This window comes from Calidifontimicrobium sp. SYSU G02091, assembly GCF_022631395.1.
Taxonomy (GTDB): domain Bacteria; phylum Pseudomonadota; class Gammaproteobacteria; order Burkholderiales; family Burkholderiaceae_C; genus Calidifontimicrobium; species Calidifontimicrobium sediminis.
Genome location: NZ_JALBGB010000033.1, coordinates 1 through 24,433 on the forward strand (window position 1 = coordinate 1; position 24,433 = coordinate 24,433).

General features: G+C 72.4%; 18 protein-coding genes. 5 read left to right on the plus strand and 13 right to left on the minus strand.

Going from position 1 to position 24,433, the window contains the following annotated elements; all coding sequences use genetic code 11:
• Positions 1–128: 128 nt before the first annotated feature.
• The 7 genes from MOJ79_RS15970 to MOJ79_RS16000 all read right to left on the minus strand — a co-directional run bounded on the left by MOJ79_RS15970 (position 129) and on the right by MOJ79_RS16000 (position 11,395).
• A complete protein-coding gene (locus tag MOJ79_RS15970; RefSeq protein WP_241925053.1) occupies positions 129–437 on the minus strand; it encodes a DUF1330 domain-containing protein in 309 nt (102 codons plus the stop codon).
• A gap of 72 nt (positions 438–509) precedes the next feature.
• Positions 510–1,367 carry a 3-deoxy-8-phosphooctulonate synthase gene (kdsA, locus tag MOJ79_RS15975; RefSeq protein ID WP_241925054.1) on the minus strand — a complete coding sequence of 286 codons (858 nt, stop codon included), beginning with the start codon at positions 1,365–1,367 and terminating at the stop codon, positions 510–512.
• A gap of 22 nt (positions 1,368–1,389) precedes the next feature.
• Positions 1,390–3,057, minus strand: coding sequence for a CTP synthase (locus MOJ79_RS15980; protein WP_241925055.1), 1,668 nt, complete (start codon positions 3,055–3,057; stop codon positions 1,390–1,392).
• Positions 3,058–3,221: 164 nt separating this feature from the next.
• Positions 3,222–6,473, minus strand: a complete 3,252-nt coding sequence (locus tag MOJ79_RS15985) for an Ig-like domain-containing protein (protein ID WP_241925056.1) — start codon at positions 6,471–6,473, stop codon at positions 3,222–3,224.
• Positions 6,474–6,796: 323 nt separating this feature from the next.
• Entirely contained in the window at positions 6,797–9,691 is a 2,895-nt protein-coding gene (locus MOJ79_RS15990) for a hypothetical protein (RefSeq protein WP_241925057.1), read from the minus strand.
• A 58-nt stretch (positions 9,692–9,749) separates the two neighbouring features.
• Entirely contained in the window at positions 9,750–10,568 is an 819-nt protein-coding gene (locus MOJ79_RS15995) for an alpha/beta fold hydrolase (protein ID WP_241925058.1), read from the minus strand.
• A complete protein-coding gene (locus MOJ79_RS16000; RefSeq protein ID WP_241925059.1) occupies positions 10,568–11,395 on the minus strand; it encodes a proteasome-type protease in 828 nt (275 codons plus the stop codon). The genes MOJ79_RS15995 and MOJ79_RS16000 overlap by 1 nt, the downstream gene beginning before the upstream one ends.
• A gap of 123 nt (positions 11,396–11,518) precedes the next feature.
• Here MOJ79_RS16000 and MOJ79_RS16005 point away from each other — a divergent pair, with 123 nt between their 5' ends.
• Positions 11,519–13,681 (plus strand): putative bifunctional diguanylate cyclase/phosphodiesterase, encoded by a 2,163-nt coding sequence (locus MOJ79_RS16005; protein ID WP_241925060.1) that lies wholly within the window; start codon positions 11,519–11,521, stop codon positions 13,679–13,681.
• Between the two features lie 24 nt (positions 13,682–13,705).
• Here the strand turns inward: MOJ79_RS16005 and mutS are convergent, their stop codons facing one another.
• From mutS to MOJ79_RS16025, 4 genes are all read right to left on the minus strand, one after another.
• On the minus strand, positions 13,706–16,306 hold the full coding sequence (gene mutS / locus MOJ79_RS16010; RefSeq protein WP_241925061.1) for a DNA mismatch repair protein MutS: 2,601 nt from the start codon (positions 16,304–16,306) through the stop codon (positions 13,706–13,708).
• A gap of 49 nt (positions 16,307–16,355) precedes the next feature.
• Complete coding sequence (locus tag MOJ79_RS16015; RefSeq protein WP_241925062.1) at positions 16,356–17,519, minus strand: GGDEF domain-containing protein; 1,164 nt, start codon at positions 17,517–17,519, stop codon at positions 16,356–16,358.
• Positions 17,520–17,616: 97 nt separating this feature from the next.
• Positions 17,617–17,895, minus strand: coding sequence for a cupin domain-containing protein (locus MOJ79_RS16020; RefSeq protein ID WP_241925063.1), 279 nt, complete (start codon positions 17,893–17,895; stop codon positions 17,617–17,619).
• A 10-nt stretch (positions 17,896–17,905) separates the two neighbouring features.
• The gene (locus tag MOJ79_RS16025) at positions 17,906–18,859 is read right to left on the minus strand and encodes an inositol monophosphatase family protein (RefSeq protein ID WP_241925064.1); all 954 of its coding nucleotides are present in this window, start codon (positions 18,857–18,859) and stop codon (positions 17,906–17,908) included.
• Positions 18,860–18,950: 91 nt separating this feature from the next.
• Between MOJ79_RS16025 and MOJ79_RS16030 the strand changes: the two genes are divergently transcribed.
• Together MOJ79_RS16030 and cysE are read left to right on the plus strand one after the other, a co-directional pair.
• Entirely contained in the window at positions 18,951–19,709 is a 759-nt protein-coding gene (locus MOJ79_RS16030; protein WP_235823623.1) for an RNA methyltransferase, read from the plus strand.
• A gap of 45 nt (positions 19,710–19,754) precedes the next feature.
• The gene (cysE, locus tag MOJ79_RS16035; RefSeq protein ID WP_241925065.1) at positions 19,755–20,534 is read left to right on the plus strand and encodes a serine O-acetyltransferase; all 780 of its coding nucleotides are present in this window, start codon (positions 19,755–19,757) and stop codon (positions 20,532–20,534) included.
• On the opposite strand, the gene mog is transcribed toward cysE, so the two are convergent.
• Positions 20,535–21,131 (minus strand): molybdopterin adenylyltransferase, encoded by a 597-nt coding sequence (gene mog, locus MOJ79_RS16040; protein WP_241925066.1) that lies wholly within the window; start codon positions 21,129–21,131, stop codon positions 20,535–20,537. It lies immediately after the preceding gene.
• Complete coding sequence (gene yjgA, locus MOJ79_RS16045) at positions 21,124–21,669, minus strand: ribosome biogenesis factor YjgA (protein ID WP_241925067.1); 546 nt, start codon at positions 21,667–21,669, stop codon at positions 21,124–21,126. The genes mog and yjgA overlap by 8 nt, the downstream gene beginning before the upstream one ends.
• 67 nt (positions 21,670–21,736) lie before the next feature.
• Between yjgA and pmbA the strand changes: the two genes are divergently transcribed.
• Together pmbA and MOJ79_RS16055 are read left to right on the plus strand one after the other, a co-directional pair.
• Positions 21,737–23,107, plus strand: coding sequence for a metalloprotease PmbA (pmbA, locus tag MOJ79_RS16050; RefSeq protein ID WP_241925068.1), 1,371 nt, complete (start codon positions 21,737–21,739; stop codon positions 23,105–23,107).
• Positions 23,108–23,331: 224 nt separating this feature from the next.
• Positions 23,332–24,411 carry a TRAP transporter substrate-binding protein gene (locus MOJ79_RS16055; RefSeq protein ID WP_241925069.1) on the plus strand — a complete coding sequence of 360 codons (1,080 nt, stop codon included), beginning with the start codon at positions 23,332–23,334 and terminating at the stop codon, positions 24,409–24,411.
• Positions 24,412–24,433: the final 22 nt, after the last annotated feature.

Below are 24,433 nucleotides of genomic sequence, written 5' to 3' on the forward strand. Positions count from 1 at the left end.
GGATCGACCGCAAACCCTACGACCCCAGCGCACACGGCGGACTTCAAATGTTGCTCAAAACAGCGGGGGGTTGACACAGGGTGTCTCATGCGGGAAGGTCCTTTCTGCTTTGTGCGTGGTGTGGCGGCTCAGACGGGGGCGGCGACGCCCTCGACGAGCACCATGTTGAAGTATTCGGTGGTGCCTTCGCGCTTGGCGCGCGCGGCACGGTACGGCTCGCTGTCGTAGAACGCCTTGGCCTGCTCGAAGCTCGGGAAACGCAGCAGCGCGACGCGGTGCGGCTGCCAGTCACCTTCAAGCGCCTCGTGGCGGCCGCCGCGCACGAGGTACTCGCCGCCGAAGGCCTTCACGGCGGCCGGGGCGTCGGCCATGTACTGCTTGTACTGCTCGAGGTCGCGGATGTGCATCTCGACGATCAGGTACGCCGGCGCGCTCATCGGGGGCTCCTCAGCAGCCGAAGTCGTTTTGAACCACGAACGCGGCCAGCACGCTTGCAGGTCGAAATGACGTCAACACGTGAAGTCATTTTCCAGCAGCGGCTGGCTCTTGACGACGCGGTCGAGCGACTGCAGCTGCTCGAGCAGCGCCTTCATGTGCTTGAGCGGCACCGCGTTCGGCCCGTCGGACAGCGCGCGGGCCGGGTCGGGGTGCGTCTCCATGAACAGGCCCGCGATGCCCACCGCGACCGCAGCGCGCGCGAGCACCGGCACGAACTCGCGCTGGCCGCCGCTGCTGGTGCCCTGCCCGCCGGGCAGCTGTACGCTGTGCGTCGCGTCGAACACCACCGGCGCGCCGGTCTCGCGCATGATCGCGAGGCTGCGCATGTCGGAGACGAGGTTGTTGTAGCCGAAGCTCACGCCGCGCTCGCAGGCCATGAAGACGTCGTCGGGCAGGCCCTTCTCGCGCGCGGCGGCGCGGGCCTTGTCGATCACGTTCTTCATGTCGTGCGGTGCGAGGAACTGGCCCTTCTTGATGTTGACGGGCTTGCCGCTTTGCGCGACGGCGCGGATGAAGTCGGTCTGCCGGCACAGGAATGCCGGCGTCTGCAGCACGTCGACCACCGCCGCGACCGCGGGCACGTCGGCCTCGGTGTGCACGTCGGTGAGCACCGGCACGCCGATCTCGCGCCGCACCTTGGCCAGGATCTCGAGGCCCTTGTCCATGCCCGGGCCGCGGAAGCTCGCACCGCTCGAGCGGTTGGCCTTGTCGTAGCTCGACTTGAAGATGAACGGGATGCCCAGCGCGGCGGTGATCTCCTTCAGCCGCCCCGCGACGTCCATCTGCAGCTGCTCGCTCTCGACGACGCAGGGCCCGGCGATCAGGAAGAACGGCCGCTCGAGGCCGACGTCGAAGCCGCACAGTTTCATGGTCGGGGTCCCCAGGCGAGGGTCAGGCCGCGGCGGCCACCGCGGCCTGGCCGGCGGCGGTGCGGCGTGCCTGGTGTTCGAGCGCGGCCTTGACATAGCTGATGAACAGCGGGTGGCCGTCCCACGGCGTGCTCTTGAACTCGGGGTGGAACTGCACGCCGACGAACCACGGGTGCACGTCGGGCGGCAGCTCGATCATCTCGGTGAGCTTCTCGCGCTGCGTGATCGCGCTGATCACGAGGCCCGCGGCCTGCAGCCGGTCGAGGTAGCGCTCGTTGGCCTCGTAGCGGTGGCGGTGGCGCTCGGTGACGGTGGGGCCGTAGATCTTGTAGGCCAGCGTGCCGGGCTTGACGTCGGCGGTCTGCGCGCCCAGCCGCATCGTGCCGCCGAGGTCCGAGCTGGCGTCGCGCTTCTGGATCGTGCCGTCGCGGTCCTGCCATTCGTCGATCAGCGCGATCACCGGGTGCGGCGTCGCGGGGTCGAACTCGGTGCTGTTGGCACCCTCGAGGCCGGCCAGGTGGCGCGCGACCTCGATCGTGGCCACCTGCATGCCCAGGCAGATGCCCAGGTACGGGATCTTGTGCTCGCGCGCGAACTGCGCGGCGAGGATCTTGCCCTCGATGCCGCGCTTGCCGAAGCCGCCGGGCACGAGGATCGCGTCGTACTGCGCGAGCTGCCCGACGTTGTCGGGCGTCAGCGTCTCGGCGTCGACGTACTCGATGTTGACCTTCGCGTGGTTGTGGATGCCGGCGTGGCGCAGCGCCTCGTTGAGCGACTTGTACGAGTCCGACAGGTCGGTGTACTTGCCGCACATCGCGATCGTGACCTCGTGCTGCGGGTGCTCGACGGCGTGCACGAGGCGGTCCCAGCGGCGCAGGTCGGCGGGCCGCGTGAGCAGCTGCAGCTTCATGCAGATGATCTCGTCGAGGCCCTGCTCGTGCAGCATGCGCGGCACCTTGTAGATGGTGTCGACGTCCCACATGCTGATCACCGCCTGGCGCGCGACGTTGGTGAACAGCGAGATCTTCTCGCGCTCGTCGTCGGGGATCGGGCGGTCGGCGCGGCAGATCAGCGCGTCGGGCTGGATGCCGATCTCGCGCAGCTTCTGCACCGTGTGCTGCGTCGGCTTGGTCTTCAGCTCGCCGGCCGCGGCGATCCACGGCACGTACGTCAGGTGCACGAAGGCGGCGTTGTTCGGCCCCAGCCGCAGGCTGAGCTGGCGCGCCGCCTCGAGGAAGGGCAGGCTCTCGATGTCGCCCACCGTGCCGCCGATCTCGACGATCGCGACGTCGACGTCGGCCGCACCGCGCTGGATGAATTCCTGGATCTCGTTGGTGACGTGCGGGATCACCTGCACCGTCTTGCCGAGGTAGTCGCCGCGCCGCTCCTTCTCGAGCACGCTCTTGTAGATCTGGCCGGTCGTGAAGTTGTTCGTGCGCTTCATCCGCGTCGTGATGAAGCGCTCGTAGTGGCCGAGGTCGAGGTCGGTCTCGGCGCCGTCGTCGGTGACGAAGACCTCGCCGTGCTGGAACGGGCTCATCGTGCCCGGATCCACGTTGAGGTACGGGTCGAGCTTGATGAGGGTGACCTTCAGGCCGCGCGACTCGAGGATCGCAGCCAGCGACGCCGACGCGATGCCTTTGCCCAGCGAGGACACCACGCCGCCGGTGACGAAGACGTACTTGGTCATGTCGTGCGGCGCCGCGCCGGGGGGCGGGCGCCGTCGTGGTAAAGGCAAATTATAGGCAGCGGCCCTTGCGCGGCTTCGGCGAGGGGCGCTGCGGCGCGGCCGGCCCAAAACACAGTCCCCGGACCGGCAGCAGGCCGGGCCGGGGGCGAGAGTTCGGCCGAGCGTCAGTTGCCCGCCAGACGCAGCGACCCGCCGTCGATCACGTAGTTCTGGCCGCTGCCGCTGGTCACCAGCACGTTGCCGCTGTAGGTGCCGGTGCTGCTCGCGCCCTGCTGGTTCGCGATCCAGGTGTTGCCCACCGCACGGGCGATGCCGCCGCCGGCGAGGTTGACGCGCACGCCGGGCCGCGCCGTGCTGTGGCCGAGGATCGTGTTGCCGCCCGGTTCGGCCGCGGTGCCGAGGTCGTACAGCGAGGTGGCGTCGCCGACCAGCACCACCGCACCGCTGCCCTGGCTGAGGCCGGCGCTGGTGATCGCGACGTTGCGCACCTTCACGTCGACGTTGCCGCTGACGAAACGCAGCGCCGAGCCCTGGATGTTCTTCATCTCGCCGCCGGTGATGCGCACCGTGCTGCCGCCGAACAGCGAGTCGATGTCCACGGCATCGCCGTTCACGTTCTGCACCGTGGTGTTGGTCAGTGTGATCACCGAGTTCGAGCTGTCCATGCCGCCGCGGGTGATCGTGCGGGTGCCGCCGGTGAGCGTCGCGCCGTTGGCCGTCAGGTGCACCCCCGGCAGGCGCAGGGCGAACAGCACGCCCGACGGCGGCGCGCTCACGACGCTGTTGTTCAGTGTGATGCGCCCGGTGCCGGGGATGCCGCTGTAGCTGAAGCCGACGATGAACAGCACGTTGCGTCCGCTGCCCTGCTGCGTGATCGTGCTGTTGGTGAACGTCACGGGCTCGTCGCCGAGCACGCAGAACGCCTGCTCGCCCAGCGGGCTGGCCGCCGTCGCGGGCAGCGTGATCGTCACGCCGTTGAAGTTCGCGCGGTGGCCGGTGAACACGCTCGAGCCGCAGCCGGAGTTCTGCACCGACAGGTTCGGCCCGGCCAGCGTGCCGCCGTCGACCGTCAGCGGCCCGCCCAGGTTGGTGATCAGGCGCCGCCCGGGCTTGAAATCGGCACCGACGTAGTTGAAGCCGGTCAGGCCGTTCGTGTCGAGCGTCACCGCGCAGGTGGCGCAATAGTTCATCAGCGCCGCACCCCAGCCGTCGCCCGAGCCGCCGTCGAGCGCGCCGAAGCTCACGCCCTTGAGCTGCACGACCGAGTTGGCCGCCGCGCCGCCGACGACGGTGACGCCGGTGCCGCCGCTGCCGGTGCCGTCGCCGTCGACGTTGGTCAGGTGCACGCCGACGATCGTCGCGTCACCGGCGACGGTGAGGCCGAAGTTCAGCGTCGCCGAGCCCGGGTTGATCGCCCGCAGTGTGCGCCCGGCCGGGAACGCGCGCGTCTTGTTGGCGCCCGCCGGCGCACCGGCGGCCTGTTCGGCGGCCCAGGTGTACGCGCCGTCGGCCAGCCACACCGTGCCGCCGCTGCCGACCTCGGCGAAGGCCTTGGTCAGCGTGCGGTACGGCTGCGCCTGCGTGCCGGGGTTGGTGTCGCTGCCGGCCGGCGCGGCGTAGCGGTCGGCGCTCGTCGGCACCGTCACCAGCACGTTGATCGCGCCGCTGGTGGCCTGGTTGCCGGCTGCGTCGAAGGCGCGCGCCGTGAAGCTCACGGTGCCCTGGTCTGCGGCGGTCAGGGCCAAGGTGTGGGTGAAGCCGTTGCCGGGCGTGTCGTCGGTGGCGAGCAGCGTGCTGCCGCGGAAGAACTGCACCTGCGTGACGCCGACGTTGTCGGTGGCGGTGGCGGTCAGCGTCGTGCTGCCCGGCGCCATCACGGTGCCGGGGCTGGCGGCGAGCGTCACGCTCGGGGCCGTCGTGTCGGGCGCGACGGTGACCGTGACGCTTTGCTGGGCGGTGCTGCCGTTGGGGCCGGTGATGCTGAGCGTGAACGTGCGGGTGGATTCGACCGCCACCTGGATCGAGCCGGTGCCGTTGACGGTCTGCGCGGTCACGTTGCCGACGCCCTGGTCGATCGTCAGGCTGGTGGCGTTGGCCACCGTCCACGACAGCGTCGTCGTGCCCGACGGCGGCGGCAGCGTGGCCGGACTGGCGGTGAAGCTGGCGATTTCGGCGACCGGCGTTTCGCGTCGCACGCGCTTGATCGGCGAATCCCGATAGTTGCCGGCGCGGTCGTACAGACGGGCGAAGAAGTAGCGGTACAGCGGATCGCTGGCGTTGAACGGGATCGAACCGGGCGTGCCCAGCGAGTTGGTGGACGAGGCGAACAGCTTCGGGTCGGGTACCACGTCGGTGGTCAGCGTCGCCAGCCGGACGTGTTCGAGCACCACCGGGATCTGCCCGCTCGGGCTGGAGCCGGGAGCGATGCGAAGCTCGTACAGTTCGGCGAAGTCCGCGAAGCGGTCGTCGGCGCCGGTGACGTGATAACGCATGGTGCCGTTGCCGTTGGCGTCGAGCAGGACGCGCGGGTCCGTCTGGCTGCCGCCCGGCTGGTCGAGGATGGTGAAGAAAATCGAGGAAGGCGGCGTCGTGTCGTTGACGACGCTGAGCACTCCCGGCCCGACCTTGGCGAGCTGGCAGCTCAGCTTGCCCGCAGACGCGACGCACGGCGTGGCCAGCGGGGCGTCCGGCAAGTTGTTCACCAGCACCGGCGGCGGAGGAGGCGCCTTGTACCTGCACAACGCGTAGTACTGCGGACCGATATCGTAGTCACCGATGTTGCTGACTTCGACATCCACGCCGACCTCGACCAGTTCCGCCACGAGACCTCCCGGGTGAGGCGGGTTGTTGCTGCAGAACGGCTCGAGGCGGTCGATGTAGTAGTACGGTACCGTCGGCACGCACATCGAGTAGGTGCCCTGGACGAACGGGATCGCGCCGTCCATGCGCAGGCAACCGGACGGGCAGGCCGCGCCGAGCACCAGCTCCGGGCCGATCGGTCGGCCGTCGCGCCCGTTGCACGCGAGATTGCCGCCCGTGGGCGCCGTGGCCGAGAGCGGGCGCGACATGCTCCCCGACGCCGGCAGCGCGTCGTCCAGCGACCACTCCCAGGTCGCCGGCAGCGCGAGCTCACCGAGGTCGCCGCTGACGCGGTAGCTTGAGCCGGGCACGTAGTGCGGATCGGCCGCGATGCTGCTCTCGGCCTCGGTGCGCTCGATGCGGATGAACGCCGGCGCGCTGACCGCACCGGCCGGCACGACGAGGCGTACCTTGCCGTCGTCGGAGACGACGGTGCCCCCGGCGGCGGTGACGTTGGCGGACGGCGGCGACGATCCGCCGCCGCAGGCGGCCAGCACGACGGCGAAGGCGGCCGCCAGCACCGTCTTCAGGCCGGGTTTCATCACCGTGTCTTTCATGCGGGCCTCCGCCGTCGTTGAGCCATGGCCCGTAGGCTGCCTGCGTCGGTCTTACCGATTGCCTACCGATGGGCGCATCTCCCGCGTCGGAAGGGGGTGGGGGGTGCTCAGTGGCGCGATCGCGCACCGCACGCGCGCGCCGCGCCGGGCGGGAGCGCACCGGGCGTCGGCGGCGGCGCATCGCCACCGGCGGTGCACGTGGAAAGCGGCACGCAGCCGCGCGAGCCAGCGGGGGAGGTATTGCGGGATCGGCATCGTCGGGTGTCCTCGGCGGCGCAGCGCCGCCTTGGTCCGACTGTGCCGGTGGCCCTCCTACGGATCGCCTACCGATCGGTCACCGACGCGAGGCGCTGCATGCGCCGCGCATGCTCCTGGCGGGCGGCGTCGATCCACGCCGCGTGCTGCAGCGGCAGCAGCGCATCGCCGGCGTGCCTGCGCGCCCACGCCGCCCATCCGGCATACGCCTGCAGCCGCGCGGGCGTCTGGTCGGCCAGGTGGCGCAGCGTCCACAGGTCGCAGCCGGCCCGGGTGGCGTCGAGCTGCGCAGCGCCGCCTTCCAGCCGCACGGCCGCGCCGTGCGCGCCGAGCAGCTTGCGCAGCCGGTGCAGCGCGGCGTCGAACGACTTGCGCGCGGCGTCGCCGTCGAGCTCGGGCCACAGGTCGTCGACCAGTCGGGCGACCGGCACCGGCGCCGGGCCGTGCACGGCGAGCGCCTGCAGCAGCTCGAGCGGGCGCTTCTGCACTTTGCCTTCGAAGGTCAGCGGCTCGCCGTCGAGCCACACCCCGAAGCCGCCGAGCACGCGCAGCCGCAGCGGGTGCGGCCAGTCGGGGACGTGCGAGCCGGGTGGCGCCGGCAGGCGGCGCTGGGCGATCCAGCGCTGCACGAAGGCGGTCTCGAGACCGTGCGCCAGGGCCGCCGCCGCGGTTTCGGCGAGCGCATCGGCGGTGCCGAGCACGGGGTAGACGATGTCGTGCCGCGCCAGCCGCTGCATCGCCGCCGCCAGCACCGCGGCTTCGCCGGCGGCGGCGTCACGGCGGCGCGCGAGCCACGCCTGCAGGTCGTGGAGGTGGAAATCGACCATCGCGCTGCCGGCGCGCGAGGCCACGTCGCGCAGGATCGCCAGCGCCGATTCGACCTCGCCGAGGCTGTCGCGCCGGCGGTGCGCCAGCGCCAGCGCGATCCACGCATAGGCTTCGCACACCGGGCTGCGGATCGCGCGCGCGGCGTCAATCGCGGCCTTCGCAGCGTGCAGCGCCGGCCCCGCGTCGCCGCGCCACAGCGCCAGCCAGGCGGCCTGCAGCGCCGCGTGCCACACCTCGGTGACCTGCGTGGGCAGCATCTGCGCGCGCGCCTGCGCCAGCAGCGCTTCGGCGGCGTCGAGGTCGCCGATGGCGAGCTGGGCGTCGTTGGCCAGCAGCCGGTGGTAGGTGTCGAGTCCGTGAAGGCCGCTGTGCTCGGCAATCGCCTGCAGCCGGCGCAGCACGGCGGGGGCGTCGGCGGGCCGGCCTTGCGCCCAGCAGGCCTTCAGCTGCGCGAGCCCCCAGATCAGCTGCGCATAGTCCGTCAGCGTGTGCTGCGAGAAGGTGCGCGCCAGCGTGTCGTGCATCGCGCCGAGCTGGCTGAACAGTCCGCTCCACAGCAGGTTGATGCCCAGCACCGACGCGACGCGCGCGCGCAGCTGCAGCCCGATCGGCGCCTGCAGCGCGTCGAGGGCCCGCTGCCGCCAGCACGGCAGGTCCGGGTGCGCCGGCTCGCCGACCAGCAGCGCATAGACCACCGTCATCGCCACCTGCGCCTTGTCCTCGGCGCTGGGCAGCGCGTCGAAACGCGGCGCGACGTCGTGCAGCTCGTCGAGCCAGCGGGTGATCGGGTAGTCGGGTGCGAAGTCGACGAACGACAGGTACGCCAGGTGCGCGAGCGTGCGCAGCCGCCCGGCGTCGTCGCCGCGTGCCGCATAGCCCGCCGCGGCGCGCAGCAGGTGCTCGCGCGCCTGTGCCGGCCGGGCCATCACCCGCACGAGGCCGCTCCAGTACTCGAGGTCGGGCTCGCGGTCGCGCCACTCGGCGGGGAAAGCCGCGAGCCACCCGCCGAGCGTGCGCAGCCGCGCCTGCGCGACGAAGCGCGGCGCGAGCGCGAGCACGGCCGCCGTCGCACGCGCGAGGTCGCCGGCGGCGAGCAGCGCGGGCACCGCCGCCTCGGCGTCGCCGGCGTCGGCCAGCGCGCGCGCCGCGTCGCGCCGCAGCGCCGCGAGCTCGCTGGCCGGCAGCGTCTCGTCGGCGTGGCGGCGCAGGTGGTCGCGGATCAGCGGGTGCAGCACGTGCCGCGGGGTGGCGCCGCCTTCGGTCAGCACGAACAGGCCGCGGCGCGCGAAGCGCTCGAGCACCGCCGTCGTGCCCGTCAGTGCGGGCCATGCGCGCTCGACGGCGGCGTCGACGTAGGGCAGCTGGGCGGCCAGCAGCAGCCGCTGGCGCGTGGGTTCGTCGAACGACGGCCACACCTCGTGGCGCAGGTAATCGTGCAGCACGTCGTCGTCGATGGTGGGCAGCCGGCCGCCGGCGCGCAGCGTCAGCGCGACGGCCGCGGGCCAGCCCAGCGTGTGCGCGAACACGGCGTCGATCTCGGCCGCCGAGGCCCGGGCGTGGCGCTGCGCGAACAGGGCCGCGACCTCGTCGCGCGTGAGCGCCAGCTCGGCGGCATCGATCGTCAGCAGCCGCCCCTCGACGCGCGCGCGCGCCAGCGCCGGCGGTGGCGGCGCGCGCGACGTGACGACCAGCCGCGCCTGCGGCGGCACCGCGGCCACCGCCTCGGCCCACAGCACCTGCAAGGCGTCGGCCGCCACCTCGGCCTCGTCGAGCACGAGCAGCGCCGAGGGCGGCAACGCGGCGAACAGCGCCGCGAAGTAGCGGCGTGCGAACGTCGCGATGTCGCCGAGGTGCTCGGCCTGCGGTGTCGGCAGGCGCACCCCGGCGACGGCAGTGAGGTGGGCCACGAAGCTGGCGGGGTCGGTGTCGGCCGCCGACAGCCGCAGCCACGTGCAGCGGTGCCCGCGCGCCTGCGTGTACGACGCGGCCAGGCTGCTCTTGCCGTAGCCCGCCGGAGCCACGAGCCACACGGCCTGGCCGGCCGCGGCATCGAGCCGCTGGAACAGGCGCTCCCGCGGCAGCAGCCCGCTGGCGATCGGCGGGCCGGCCGAGGCCGGCGGCGGCAGGGGGATCACGCGGGCACTGCACATCGCGACCGATGATGCCAAACGGCTGCCCGCCGGCGCCACGGGGTCAGCCGAAACCCTCGATCAGGGTCAGCACGGTGCGCGCGGTCTCGTCGGGGCGCTCCATCGGGTACAGGTGCGTGCCCTCGATCCACACGAAGCGCTCGCGTGCCAGCGCGCGCGACGCCTCCAGCCCGCCCTGGCGCACCTCGACCGACTGCGTGCCGGCGACGAAGGCCACCGGGCACTTCGGCGGGTGGCGGCGCAGCAGCCGCGGCAGCGTGTGCGGCAGCGTGTTGTAGATGCGCGTCTCGACGTCGCGGCCGAACGCCAGTTCGACGCGGCCGTCGCGCTCGACGAAGCCGGCCGCGACGTAGTCGTCGAGCACGCGCGGGTCCCAGCGGGCGAAGGCGTGCTTGGCCGCGAAGTGGCGGCGCACCGCGTCGCGGTCGGGCCACTCGTGGCGGCGGCGTTGCGAGATGCGCCCGGGCGACACGCGCCGGATCAGCCCGCTGGCCTTGAAGATCTGCACGCCGTGCGCGCGCCAGCCGCCGATGACGGGCGAGTCGAGCATCACGACGCCGCGCGCCACGTCCGGCCGCCGGCATGCGGCCATCAGGCTGAGCAGGCCGCCGAGCGAGTGGCCGACGAGGAAGGCCGGCGCGCAGCCCTGCGCGTCGATGAAGTCGACGAGCTGGCGGCGCAGGTGCGGCCAGTTGCTCGTGACCGGATAGGCCGGGTCGTGGCCGAACTTCTCGAGCGCGTGCACCGTGTAGCCGGCGGCGCGCCAGGCGTCGAACAGCACGCGGTAGGTGCCCGCCGGGAAGCCGTTGGCGTGCGAGAACACGATCGCGCCGCGCCGCCCGGCGCGCTTGAGCGCACCCATCAGATGACTTTTTCGCCCGGGTGCGTGATCTTGCGCATCGGCTCGTAGCGCTTCGAGTCGACGAGCAGCGGGTGCTGCGTGTCGCCGCGGTCCCAGCGCGGGTCGTCCATCGCGTCGAACACCTCGCGCAGCCGCTGGCCCCAGGTGCTGCGCACCATGTGGAAGTACGGGTTGTGCTCGTCGATGCAGACGATGCGGTCGGTGCAAAACGTTCCTTCCTCGTAGACGAGCAGGTCCAGCGGCAGCCCGACCGAGAGGTTGGACTTCAGCGTCGAGTCCATCGACACCAGCGCGCACTTGGCGGCCTGGTCGAGCGAGGTCTTCGGCGTGATCATGCGGTCGAGCACCGGCTTGCCGTACTTGCTCTCGCCGATCTGGAAGTACGTCGTCTCGCGCGTGGCCTCGATGAAGTTGCCCGCCGAGTAGACGAGGAACAGCCGCATCGCCTCGCCCTTGATCTGGCCGCCGAAGATGAAGCTGGCGACGAAGTCGATGCCGGCGGCGCGCAGCGCGGGGCCGTCCTGCTCGTAGACGCGGCGCACCGCGCTGCCGAGCACGCGCGTGGCGTCGAACATGCTCTGCGCGTTCCAGATCGTCAGCGGCGGCTCGTGCGCGCCGCGGTCGAGCTTCTCGACCTGCAGGATCTCGCGCACGCTCTGGCTGATGCTCAGGTTGCCCGCCGACAGCAGCACCATGAAGCGGTCGTCGGGCTTCTCGTAGACCATCATCTTGCGGAACGTGCTGATCTGGTCCAGGCCCGCGTTGGTGCGCGAGTCGGACAGGAACACGAGCCCGGCGTCGAGCCGGATGCCGACACAGTACGTCATGGGTGCGAGGGGTGGGGGTGCACGGCACGGCGTGTGCCGCCGAGCGGCGAGCGTACCAAGTTTTGCGGCCGCCGCCGGCGTCGAGCGCTCAAGTCGCGCGTCCCGCGGCCGACAACCGTGCGCATGGAAGCGGCCTACCTCGCGACCCGTCACGACCCGATGGTCGTCGCGCTGGCCTGCGCGCTGGCGGTGTTCGCGTCGTACGTGACGCTGGAGCTCGCGCGCCGCGTGCACGTCAGCGAGGGCATGCTGCGCATCGGCTGGTGGGCCGGCGGCGCGCTGACGATGGGCACCGGCGTGTGGGCGATGCACTTCGTCGCGATGCTCGGCTACGACGCCGGGCAGTGGCTCGGCTTCGAGTCGACGCTCACGGCACTGTCGTGGCTCGCGGCCGTGGCTGCCGGCGGCGTCGCGCTCGCGGCCGCGGCACGGCCGCGCATCGGCGCCTGGCACGTGCTCGGCGGCGCGAGCGCGATGGCGGCCGCCATCTGCGGGATGCACTACGTCGGCATGGCCGCCCTCGAGATGCTGCCGGGCATCGAGTGGGACCGTCGCTACGTGCTGCTGTCGGTCGTCGTCGCGTGGGCGGCGTCGGCCGCGGCGCTGTGGCTCTTCGGGCGCCTGCGGCCGCTGCGCGGCGCGCACCGCATCCGCATGCAGTGCGTCGCGGCGCTCGCGATGGGGGTGGCCATCGCTGGCATGCACTTCGTCGGCATGGCGGCGGCGCGCATCCCGTCGGGCAGCGTGTGCGTGAGCGCCGACGGCCTCGGCGGCCGCGGCATGCTGCTGCTGGTGAGCACCGCGGCGTTCCTCGTGCTGACCGTGGCGCTGCTGCTGTCGCTGGCCGATGCGCAGCGCCAGCGCGGCGAGCGCCGGCTGCAGCGCACGCTGCAGGCGACCAACGCCGAGCTGCTGCAGGTCAACGCCGAGCTGCAGCGGCTGGCGTTTCGCGACCCGCTGACCGGCGTGTCGAACCGCGCGCACCTGCTCGACCGGCTGCAGCACGCCTGCGAGCTGCTGGCGCGCGACGCGACGGACGCCGCGGCCGCGAAACTGGCGCTGCTGTACATCGACCTCGACGGCTTCAAGCCGGTCAACGACACCTTCGGGCACGACGCCGGCGACCGCCTGCTCGTCGAGATCGCGCAGCGGCTGCAGGGGCTGGTGCGCGACAGCGACACCGTGGCCCGCATCGGCGGCGACGAGTTCGTGCTGCTGCTCGAGAGCGACGACGCGCTGGCCAGCGGCGTGGCCTGCGCCGAGCGCGTGCTGCAGGCGCTGCACCGGCCGTTCGAGATCGGCGTCGGGCAGCCGGTGCAGCTGTCGGCCTCGGTGGGCATCGCCGTGCATCCCGACCACGGTGCCGATGGCCACCTGCTGGCGCGCGCCGACATGGCGATGTATGCGGCCAAGCAGCGCGGTGGCAGCGCCTGGGCGGTCTACGACTCGCAGATGAGCGACGGCGCGAGCCAGCAGGTGATGCTGCAGCAGGCGCTGCGCGGCGCGATCGAGCGCGGCGAACTGCAGCTGCACTACCAGCCCAAGATCGCCGCCGGCGACGGCGGTGTGCACGGCGCCGAGGCGCTGCTGCGCTGGTGCCACCCGCAGCGCGGCTGGATCAGCCCGGCGGTGTTCGTGCCGGTGGCCGAACGCTTCGGCCTGATCGGCGCGATCGGCCGCTGGGTCCTCGACGAGGCCTGCGCGCAGCTGGCGCGCTGGCGCGAGCAGGGCGTGCATTGCCGCGTCGCCGTCAACCTCAGCGCGGTGCAGCTGCGCCAGCCCGACCTCGTCGAGCAGGTCGCGCAGGCGCTGGAACGTCACGGCATCGAGCCCGCGTCGCTCGTGCTCGAGATCACCGAGACGGCGGTGATGGACGACCTGCAGCAGCAGGCGCAGCACCTGCAGCGGCTCGCGGCGCTCGGCGTGCGGCTGTCGATCGACGACTTCGGCACCGGCTATTCGAGCCTCGCGTACCTGCGCCGCCTGCCGGTGCGCCAGCTCAAGCTCGACCGCAGTCTGCTCGCCGACATCGAGACCGCGCCGGCGTCGCGGGCCATCGTCGACGCCGTCGTGCGCCTGGCGCATGCGCTGGCCCTCGAAGTCGTCGCCGAAGGCGTCGAGACCGAGGCGCAGGCCCGCCTGCTGCGCGAGCTCGGCTGCGACGTGCTGCAGGGCTGGCATTACGCGCGGCCGATGCCGGCCGAGCGGCTCGCGGCGTGGCTCGATGCGCGCCGTCGGGCCCCTGCCGAGCCGGCTGTGCCGGCCGTCGCCGAATTCACCGTCTGACGCACGCGCCGGCGGCGGCCGTCGTCAGCCCTTGCCGGCGCTCAGGGCCTTGAGCCGGTACAGCGCGTCGAGCGCCTGGCGGGGCGTGAGCGTATCGGGGTCGAGGTCGGCGAGCGCGTCTTCGACCGGTGAGGCGGCCGGCGCCGGGGCGGGTGGCGGCGGCGCGAACAGGTCGACCTGCGCCGCACCGGCACGCTGCTGCGCCTCGAGCGCCTCGAGCGCGGCGCGCGCCTGGCGGATCACCGACGCGGGCATCCCCGCGAGCTGCGCGACCTGCACGCCGTAGCTGCGGCTCGCGGGCCCGGCTTCGATCTGGTGCAGGAACACGATGTCCTTGCCTGCGCCCTCGACGGCGCTGACGTGCACGTTGATCGCGCGCGGGTGCTTCTCGGGGAACGCGGTCAGCTCGAAGTAGTGCGTCGCGAACAGCGTGAACGCGCGGCAGCGGTCGTGCAGGTGGCTCGCGATCGCGCCGGCGAGCGCCAGCCCGTCGAAGGTGCTCGTGCCGCGGCCGATCTCGTCCATCAGCACGAGGCTGTGCTCGGTCGCGGCGTGCAGGATCGCGCTGGCCTCCGTCATCTCGAGCATGAAGGTCGACTGCGCGTTGGCGAGGTCGTCGGCGGCGCCGATGCGCGTGTGGATCGCGTCGATCGGCCCGAGCCGGCACGCGGCGGCCGGCACGTACGAGCCCATCGCCGCGAGCAGCACGATCAGCGCGACCTGCCGCATGAAGGTACTCTTGCCGCCCATGTTCGGGCCGGTGATGACGAGCATCTTCGTCTTCGCGTCGAGCCGGCAGTGGTTGGCGATGAACGCGCCGCCGCCGGTTTCGGCCAGCCGCGCCTCGACGACGGGGTGGCGCCCGGCCTCGATCTCGATGCACGGGTGCGCGACGAACTGCGGGCGGCACCAGGCGAGCGTCGCGGCACGCTCGGCGAGCGCCGCGAGCGCGTCGAGCGTGGCCAGCGCGCGCGCGGCCGCGCCGAGTGCGGGCAGCGACGGCTGCAGCGCGTCGAGCAGCTGCTCGTAGAGCCACTTCTCGCGCGCGAGGGCGCGCTCCTGCGCCGACAGCGCCTTGTCCTCGAACGCCTTCAGCTCGGGCGTGACGAAGCGCTCGGCGTTCTTCAGCGTCTGGCGGCGCTGGTAGTCGGCGGGCACCTTGTCCTTCTGGCCGGCGGTGACTTCGATGTAGAAGCCGTGCACCTTGTTGTACTGCACGCGCAGGTTGGCGATGCCGGTGCGCGCGCGCTCGCGCGCCTCGAGGTCGAGCAGGAACGCGTCGCAGTTCTGCGCGATGCCGCGCAGCTCGTCGAGCTCGGCGTCGAAGCCCGGCGCGATGACGCCGCCGTCGCGCAGCAGCACCGCGGGCTCGTCGGCGATCGCGCGCGCGAGCAGCTCGTGGATCGACGGCGGCGGCTGCAGCGCGGCGTGCAGCGCGTCGAGCGCGGTGCAGCCCGACGGCGTCACGGCGCGCAGCGCCGGCAGCGCGGCCAGCGTCGCGCGCAGGCCGGCGAGCTCGCGCGGGCGCACCTGGCGCAGCGCGATGCGTGCCGTGATGCGCTCGACGTCGCTGACGTGGCGCAGCGCATCGCGCAGCGCGTCGAACCCGTCGGCGATCAGCCGCTCGACGGCGTCGAGCCGCTCGACGGCCGGTGCGCGATCGCGCGGCGGGTGCGTGAGCCAGTGGCGCAGCAGCCGGCTGCCCATGCCGGTGCGGCAGGTGTCGAGCAGCGACAGCAATGTGGGTGCCTCGTCGCCGCGCAGCGTCTGCACCAGTTCGAGGTTGCGCACGGTGGCCGGCGGCAGGTCGAGCAGCTCGTGCGCGCGCTCGACGGCCAGCGTCGTCACGTGCGCGAGCGCCTGCCCCTGCGTGTGCTCGGCATAGGCGAGCAGCGCGGCCGCCGCCGCGTGCGCGACCGGCAGGTCGGCGGCGTTGAAGCCGGCCAGCGTCGCGACCTTCAGCAGCTCGCGCAGCTTGCGCTCGCCGAGCGCGGCGTCGAACTGCCACGCCGGGCGCTTCGTGCGTGCGGCGCGGTGCTGCAAGACGGCGGCCGGCAGCTCGTCGCGGTCGACGAGGATCTCGGCCGGGTTCAGCCGCGCGAGCCAGCCGGCGAGCTCGGCCTCGCCGCACTCGGTGAGGCCGAGCCGCCCGCTGGCCAGCCCGAGCCACGCGAAGCCGAACGTCGCGCGCTGGCGCGCGAGCGCGACGAGCAGCGTGTCGGCGCGCTCGCTCATCAGCTCGCTGTCGGTGACGGTGCCGGGCGTGACGACGCGCACCACCTTGCGCTCGACCGGCCCCTTGCCGGCGCCGACCTCGCCGACCTGCTCGGCGATCGCGACCGACTCGCCGAGCTTGAGCAGCTTGGCGAGGTAGCTCTCGACCGCGTGCACCGGCACGCCCGCCATCACGACGGGCTCGCCGGCGCTGACGCCGCGCGTGGTCAGCGTGATGTCGAGCAGCCGGTGGGCCTTGCGCGCGTCGTCGTAGAACAGCTCGTAGAAGTCGCCCATGCGGTAGAACACGAGCGTGTCGGGGTGCTCGGCCTTGATGCGCAGGTACTGCGCCATCATCGGCGTGTGCGCCGACAGGTCTGACGTCGGCGCGTTCGGGGGCGGGGCGCTCATCGCGGCGGGGATGTTAGGGGAGCGGGCAGCGGCTGCGGGCGCCACGACGTCAGGCCGCCTCGGCGCGGGCGCGGCCGCCGCGCTTGGCGCGGTACAGCGCCGCGTCGGCACGGCGCAGCACGTCGTCGATCGAACGGTCGTCGGGCTGCCACGCGGCGACACCGACGCTGACGGTCACCGGCGGCACGCCGGGGTCGTCGGCGCCGGCGGCGGCCGCGACGATGCGGCGCGCGGTCACGAGGCCGTCGTCGAGCGACGTCTCGGGCAGCAGCGCGACGAACTCCTCGCCGCCCCAGCGCGCGAACGCGTCGCTCGGGCGCAGCGTGGCCTGCACGCGGCGTGCGAACTGCCGCAGCACGGCGTCGCCGGCGGCGTGGCCGTGGCGGTCGTTGACGGCCTTGAAGTGGTCGAGGTCCATCAGCAGCAGCGAGAACGGGCGGCCGTAGCGGCGGCTGCGTTCGAGCTCGTGGTCGAGCAGCGGCTGCAGTGCGCGTCGGTTGCGCGCGTGCGTCAGCGGGTCGTGCATCGCCTGGTGCTCGAAGCGCTCGCGCACGCTGTCGGACGCCCACAGCGCGAAGCCCAGCGCGATCATCAGGATGCCCACCGTGTAGCTGGCGGTGTACGCGGTCTGCACCCAGTGCGTGGCCAGCAGGTGATCCGCCTGCGGCGCCGGCACCGCGACCGCGTGCAGCCCGCGCCCGACGAACACCAGCCCCAGCAGTGCGAGCGCGACCAGCGTGAAGCTCTGCCCGACGTTGCGCCGACGCGCGGCGCCGCGCAGGTGCCGCCCGAGGAACTGCGCGTGGTGGAGCACGGTGGTGGCGAACAGGGCGACGACGACGACCAGCCGGTGGCGGAAGCTCGGCTCGACGTGGGTGAACCACGCGACGGCGGCCATCGCCGCCGCCAGCGCCGCGAGCCAGGCGCGCCACGGCATCGGTGCGCCGAAGAAGCGCCGCGTGCCGGCCAGGTGCAGCAGGAACGCCGTCGACAGAGTCGCATTGGCCAGCGTGACCGACAGCAGGTCGGGCACGCGGCCGCGCAGCCCGAACAGGATCGCCGCGCCGAACGCGAGCCAGGTGCCCTGCGTCCACTCGCGCAGCCCCGGCACCGGCTCGGGGATCGAGCGGCGCAGCAGCTCGAGCACCAGCGCCATCAGCGCGCCGAGCAGCGACCCCATCAGGATCAGCGTGCGGGGGTCGACGAGGCTCATCGCGGACGGCGCTCACCTCTGGCCGGGCGCTGCGCGCCGGCCCGACGGCCGCGCAGCGTCCACGGACGATCGCGGTGCCGCCGCGACGGGCGGCACGTCATGACCGGCGCGCGACCCAGAGCGTCGTTCCTTCGGCGCCGTAGCGTTCGGCGTGCGGCACGTCGCGCGCGAGCTCGAAGCGGTCGCCCGCGCGCAGGTGGCGCGTCGTGCCGTCACAGGTCAGCCACATCTCGCCCGCGGCGACGATCGCCTGCACGGCGAACGGGTGCGTGTGGGTGTCGACCCCGCTGCCCGCAGCCCAGCGGCGCTCGAGCACGTCGTCGAAGCCGTCGGCACGTGCGCGCGCTTCGAACTCGGCGAAGGTCGGCAGGGCCATCGCGGTCGGCTCAGAACGGCGCGCTGTCGTCGCGCGGTGTGCCTGCCTTGCGCACGCGCACCGCCTTCTTGGCCGCCGGGGCGCTCCCGGCGGTGGCCAGCGCGGCCGGTGGCGTCGATGCCGCCGCCGGCGTCGTCGCGTCGGCGCTGTCGGTGGGGATCACGCGGGTGTAGGGCGCGAGCAGCTGTACGAGCTGGCCGTAGACCTTCGGGTTGCCGGCGACGACTTCGCGCTGGTACAGGAAGTCGGCTTCGCCGGTGAAGTTGCCGATCAGGCCGCCGGCTTCGGTGACCATCAGCGAGCCCGCGGCGATGTCCCACGGCGACAGCCCCGTCTCGAAGAAGCCGTCGTACCAGCCGGCCGCGACGTAGCACAGGTCCAGCGCCGCGGCGCCCGGGCGGCGCAGCCCGGCACAGTGCTGCATGACCTCCTCGAACATCTTGACGTAGCGCTTGAAGTTGTCGCCCTTGCGGAACGGAAAGCCGGTGCCGATCAGCGCGTCCTGGATGCGCGTGCGCTTGCTCACGCGCAGCCGCCGGTCGTTGAGGAACGCGCCGCGGCCCTTGCTGGCGACGAACAGGTCGTTGCGCGCCGGGTCGTAGACGACGGCCTGCTCGATCTTGCCGCGGTACGCGAGCGCGATCGACACCGCGTAGACCGGAAAGCCGTGGATGAAGTTGGTCGTGCCGTCCAGCGGATCGATGATCCACAGGTACTCGCTGTCCTTCGCGCCGCGCTCGCGGCCCGACTCCTCGGCGAGGATCGCGTGGCCCGGGTAGGCGCCGAGCAGCGTGTCGATGATGGCCTGCTCGGCGGCGCGGTCGACCTCGGTGACGAAGTCGTTGGTGCTCTTGGTCGCGACCTTCAGCACGTCGAGGTCGAGCGAGGCGCGGTTGATGATCGCTCCGGCCGCGCGCGCCGCCTTGACGGCGATGTTGAGCATGGGGTGCAGCGACGTCGACATGGGCAGGCGGGGACAGTGGAGGAGCGATTCGGCAGAGGCAAAGAGCGCACGCGCGACAATCGCTGCGTGATGCCCGCTAGTGTACCGGCGCATGGCTGACGAACTCTCGAGCGACGCGTCGAGGACGTCGGCGACGCGCTTCGTGCTGATGCACCCGAGCCACCCCGGCAACGTGGGCGCTGCGGCACGCGCGATCAAGGTGATGGGCTTCACCGACCTGGTGCTGGTGCAGCCGCGCTTTGCCGACGTGCTGATCCGCGAGGAGACGGTCGCGATGGCCAGCGGCGCGGCCGACGTGCTGGTGCGCGCGCGCGTCGTGCCGACGCTGGCCGACGCGCTCGACGGCATCACCTACGCCTGCGCCACCGCGATGACGCCGCGCGACTTCGGCCCGCCGACCTTTGCCCCGCGCGAGCACCTGTCGTCGCTCGCCGGGCGCGGCGAGCGCGTCGCCTTCGTGTTCGGCGGCGAGCGCTTCGGCCTCGCGAACGCCGACGTCTACCGCTGCCACGCGTGCCTGAGCATCCCGACCGCGCCGGGCTACGGCTCGCTGAATCTCGCGCAGGCGGTGCAGGTCATCGCCTACGAGTGGCGCCAGGCGCTCGGCGGCTTCGACGTCGAGTCGCTGCCGGTCGAGGGCGAGCCGGCCGACGCGGCGGCGGTGCAGCAGCTGCTCGAGCACTGGCAGCAGGTGCTCGTCGAGATCGGCTACCTCGACCCGGCGGCGCCGAAGAAGCTCGTGCCGCGGCTGAACCAGCTGTTCAACCGCGCACGCCTCACGCGCGAGGAAGTGCACATCCTGCGCGGCATCGCGCGCGCCGTCGGCCGGTCGCGAACCGGGCAGGGTTGAACGCGGCCGCATACACTGAGCGCCCGCTTGTCACGGCGTCGCACCATGTTCAGCCGCCTGCGTGAAGACATCGCCTGCATCCTCGAGCGCGACCCCGCGGCGCGCTCGTCGTGGGAGGTGCTCACGTGTTATCCGGGGCTGCATGCGCTGGTCTGGCACCGTGCCGCCCACGCCTGCTGGCGCCGCGGGTGGCTGTGGCTCGGCCGCTTCCTGTCGCACCTCGGGCGCATGCTCACCGGCATCGAGATCCACCCCGGCGCGACGATCGGGCGGCGCGTGTTCATCGATCACGGCATGGGCGTCGTGATCGGCGAGACGGCCGAGATCGGCGACGACTGCACGATCTACCAGGGCGTCACGCTCGGCGGCACGTCGCTCACGAAAGGGGCCAAGCGGCATCCGACGCTGGGCCGCGGCGTCATCGTCGGCGCCAACGCGCAGGTGCTCGGCGGCTTCACGGTCGGCGACGGCGCGCGCATCGGCTCGGGTGCCGTCGTCGTCAAGCCGGTGCCCGCCGGCGCCACGGCGGTCGGCAACCCGGCGCGCATCATCGAGGCCGACGTCGACGCGCGGCGCGAGGCGGCAGCCGCCAAGATGGGCTTCTCGGCCTACGGCGTCACGCAGGGCGACGACCCCATCGCGCAGGCGATGAAGGGCCTGATCGACAACGCCGCGGCGCACGAGCACCAGATCGCGCTGCTGTGGCAGGCGATCGAGAAGCTCGGCTCGCGCACGCGCGAACTGCCGGCCGACGCGTGCGTGCCGCAGGACGCGCACACGACCGAAACGTTCGACGCCGAGCGGCTGAACCGCCTCGTCAAGTAGTCAGCCCGCGGCGCGCGGCGCACGCACGGCCGACTTCGGCCGGAACGCCTTGCACACCTCGTCGTGCGTCTCGAGGTACGGCCCGCCGATCAGGTCGATGCAGTACGGCACCGCGGCGAAGATGCCGTGCACCGGCGGCTCGGCCTTCGGCAGCCCTTCGAGCGTCTCGGCGATCGACTTCGGCTGCCCGGGCAGGTTGACGATCAGCGCACGGCCGCGGATCACGGCGACCTGGCGCGACAGGATCGCGGTGGGCACGAAGCGCAGGCTGATCTGGCGCATCTGCTCGCCGAAGCCGGGCATCACCTTGTCGGCGACGGCCAGCGTCGCCTCGGGCGTGACGTCGCGCGGCGCCGGCCCGGTGCCGCCGGTGGTCAGCACGAGGTCGCAGCGCTCGACGTCGACGAGTTCGACGAGGGTCGCGCTGATCGTCGCCTGCTCGTCGGGGATCAGCCGCTCGACGAACGCGAGCGGGTTCTTCAGCGCGCGCTGCAGCCACTCGCGCAGCGCGGGCAAGCCCTTGTCCTCGTAGACGCCGCTGGAGGCGCGGTCGCTGACCGAGACGAGGCCGATGCGCACGGGGTCGAAGTCACTCATCGCCGATTCCGGAAGACGCCACGTGGGGCTTGATGAACTGGAACAGCTCGCGCCACGCGCGGCCGTGGCGCTGCCCGGGTGGCAGTGCGGCGTCCTTGCGCGCACTGCGCACCAGGCTGCGCAGCCGCTGCGCGTCGCACTGGGGGTGGGCGGCGAGCCAGCGCGTGATCGCGTCGTCGTCGCGCGCGAGCTCCTCGCGCCAGCGCTCGGCCTCGTGCAGCGCGAGCGCGTCGTGCGCGGCGCCGAGCTGCGACTGTGCGACCGCGTCGCGCAGCGGCTGCAGGTCCTCGCGCCGCATCAGCTTGCCGACGTACTGCAGCTGGCGCCGCCGGCCCTCGTGCGAGCGCGTGCGGCGCAGCGCGTGCAGCGCGTCGCGCAGCTCGTCGGGCATCGCGAGCGCGGCCAGGCGCTCGTCGGGCAGCGCGGCGAGCGCCTCGCCCAGCCGCTGCGCCTCGTGCGCCTGCTGCTTCAGCGCCGTCTTGCTCGCACGCTCGACGACACCGTCGTCGGCATCGGGGGCGGGGGCGTGACGTCGCATGGCAAGGCAGGGGGGTGGGTATCATAGCTTCGGCCATGCCGCCTCCCGTCGCCGATTCCACGCCCCCATGACCGCACCGACGCCTCCCGGGTTCAGCTACACGCGCGCGCAGTTCGAGCAGCTCGTCGACGACGCGCTCGCGATCGCGAAGCGCATCGGCGCCAGCGACGCGGCCGTCGAGGTGTCCGAAGGCATCGGGCTGTCGGTGTCGGTGCGCAAGGGCGAGCTCGAGAACGTCGAGCGCAACCGCGACAAGTCGATCGGCGTCACCGTCTACCTCGGGCGGCGGCGCGGCAACGCGAGCACGTCGGACTTCTCGCGCGCCGCGCTCGAGCAGACCGTGCGCGCGGCGTACGACATCGCGCGCTTCACCGCCGAGGATCCGGCCGCGGGCCTGCCCGACGCCGAGGACCTCGCGACGCCCGAGCAGGCGGCAATGGACCTCGACCTGTTCCACCCCTGGGCGATCGACGCCGCCGGCGCGACCGAGATCGCGCGCCGCTGCGAGGCGGCGGCCTTCGCGACCGACCGGCGCATCACGAACTCGGAAGGCGCCGGCGTGTCGGCGCAGCAGTCGCACTTCTTCGCCGGCAACACGCGCGGCTTCCGTGGCGGCTACGCGAGCTCGCGCCACTCGCTGAGCGTCGCGCCGATCGCCGGGCGGGGCAACGACATGCAGCGCGACTACTGGTACAGCTCGATGCGCTGTCCGGCCGACCTCGCGAGTCCCGAGGCGGTCGGGCGCTACGCCGCCGAGCGCGCGCTGTCGCGCCTGAAGGGACGCAAGGTCGCGACCTGCGAGGTGCCGGTGCTGTTCGAGTCGACGCTGGCCGCCGGCTTGCTCGGCGCCTACGTGCACGCGACGTCGGGCGGCGCGCTGTACCGCAAGGCGAGCTTCCTGCCCGACAGCCTCGGCCAGGCGGTGATGGCGCCGCACCTCGACATCGTCGAGGACCCGCACGTGCCGCGCGGCAAGGGCAGCGCGCCGTTCGACGACGAGGGCGTCGCCACGCGGCGGCGCACGGTGCTCGACGGCGGTGTGGTGCAGACCTACTTCCTGTCGAGCTATTCGGCGCGCAAGCTCGGCATGCGCACGACGGGCCACGCCGGCGGCTCGCAGAACCTCACGTGGACCAGCCGGCTGACGCAACCCGGCGACGACCTGCCGGCGATGCTGCGCAAGCTGCACCGCGGCCTCTTCGTGATCGAGCTGATGGGGCAGGGCGTCAACTACGTCACCGGCGACTACTCGCGCGGCGCGGCCGGCTTCTGGGTCGAGGGCGGGCAGATCGTTCACCCGGTGCACGAGGTGACGATCGCGGGCAACCTGCGCGAGATGTTCCGCCGCATCGTCGCCGTCGGCGCCGACGCCTACACGACGGGCAGCAAGACCTGCGGCTCGGTGCTCGTCGAGGGGATGAAGGTCGCCGGCAGCTGAGCCGCGGCGCCCGTGCCCGGCGGCGCGCCGTCTAGGGATCAACCCGAATTTCAGGCAACTTCAAGGTCGCGCGCCTAGTCTGTGCCGGTTCGACGCGACGGTCGTCGCCCGGTCGTGCGCGACCTGCCGACGACGCGCTGCGCGCGGGAAACCCCCGTTGGCGCGGCGGCACGCTTCGTTGAGCATCCGCAACCTCATCCCATCCTGTTCGAAGGAGCTTCTGAATGGAACGTAGAGCATTCGTGCGTGGCGCCGGGCTGGCCGGCGTGCTGGCCGCCGGTATCGCCCCCGCGGTGCACGCGCAGGCGAACATCCGCTGGCGTCTGGCGTCGAGCTTCCCGAAGTCGCTGGACACGATCCACGGTGCCGCCGACACGCTCGCGAAGGCCGTCGGTGAGATGTCCGGCGGCCGCTTCCAGATCACGGTGGCCGCGCCGGGCGAGATCGTGCCGGCGTTCGGCGTCGACGACGCCGTCAGCAACGGCACCGTCGAGATGGCCCACACCGCGCCGTACTACTTCGTCGGCAAGGACGAGACCTTCGCATTCGGCACCGCCGTGCCGTTCGGCCTGAACATGCGCCAGAACATGGCGTGGAAGATGGACGGCAACGGCATGAAGCTGATGAACGAGTTCTATGCCAGCCGCAACTTGGTCGCCTTCGTCGGCGGGGACACCGGCGCGCAGATGGGCGGTTTCTGGCGCCGCGAGATCAAGTCGCTGGCCGACCTCAAGGGCCAGAAGATGCGCATCGGCGGCTTCGGCGGCCGCATCATGGAGCGCATCGGGGCGGTGCCGCAGATGATCCCGGGCGGCGAGATCTACCAGGCACTCGAGCGCGGCACGATCGACGCGGCCGAGTGGGTCGGTCCGTACGACGACGAGAAGCTCGGCCTGCAGCGCGTCGCGCCGTTCTATGCGTATCCCGGCTTCTGGGAAGGCGGCGCGCAGCTCGAGTTCTGGGTCAACAAGCGCGCCTACGATGGTCTGTCGGCCGAGAACAAGGCGATCCTCGAGACGGCGGCCACGCACGCCGCGACCGTGATGACGGCGCGTTACGACCACCGCAACCCGGCGGCGCTGAAGAAGCTCGTCGCCGGCGGCACCCGCCTGTTCCGCTTCCCGAAGGACGTGATGGACGCGGCGTTCAAGGCCTCGCAGGAGGTGTACGCCGAGATCTCCGGCAAGAACCCGGCGTTCAAGAAGGTGCACGACGACTACATGGCATTCCGCCGCGACGCGAACCTGTGGTTCCGCTTCTCGGAGGCGAGCTTCGACGACTTCATGCAGCAGCAGCGGCTGTAATCGTCGATCGTCGGCGCTGACG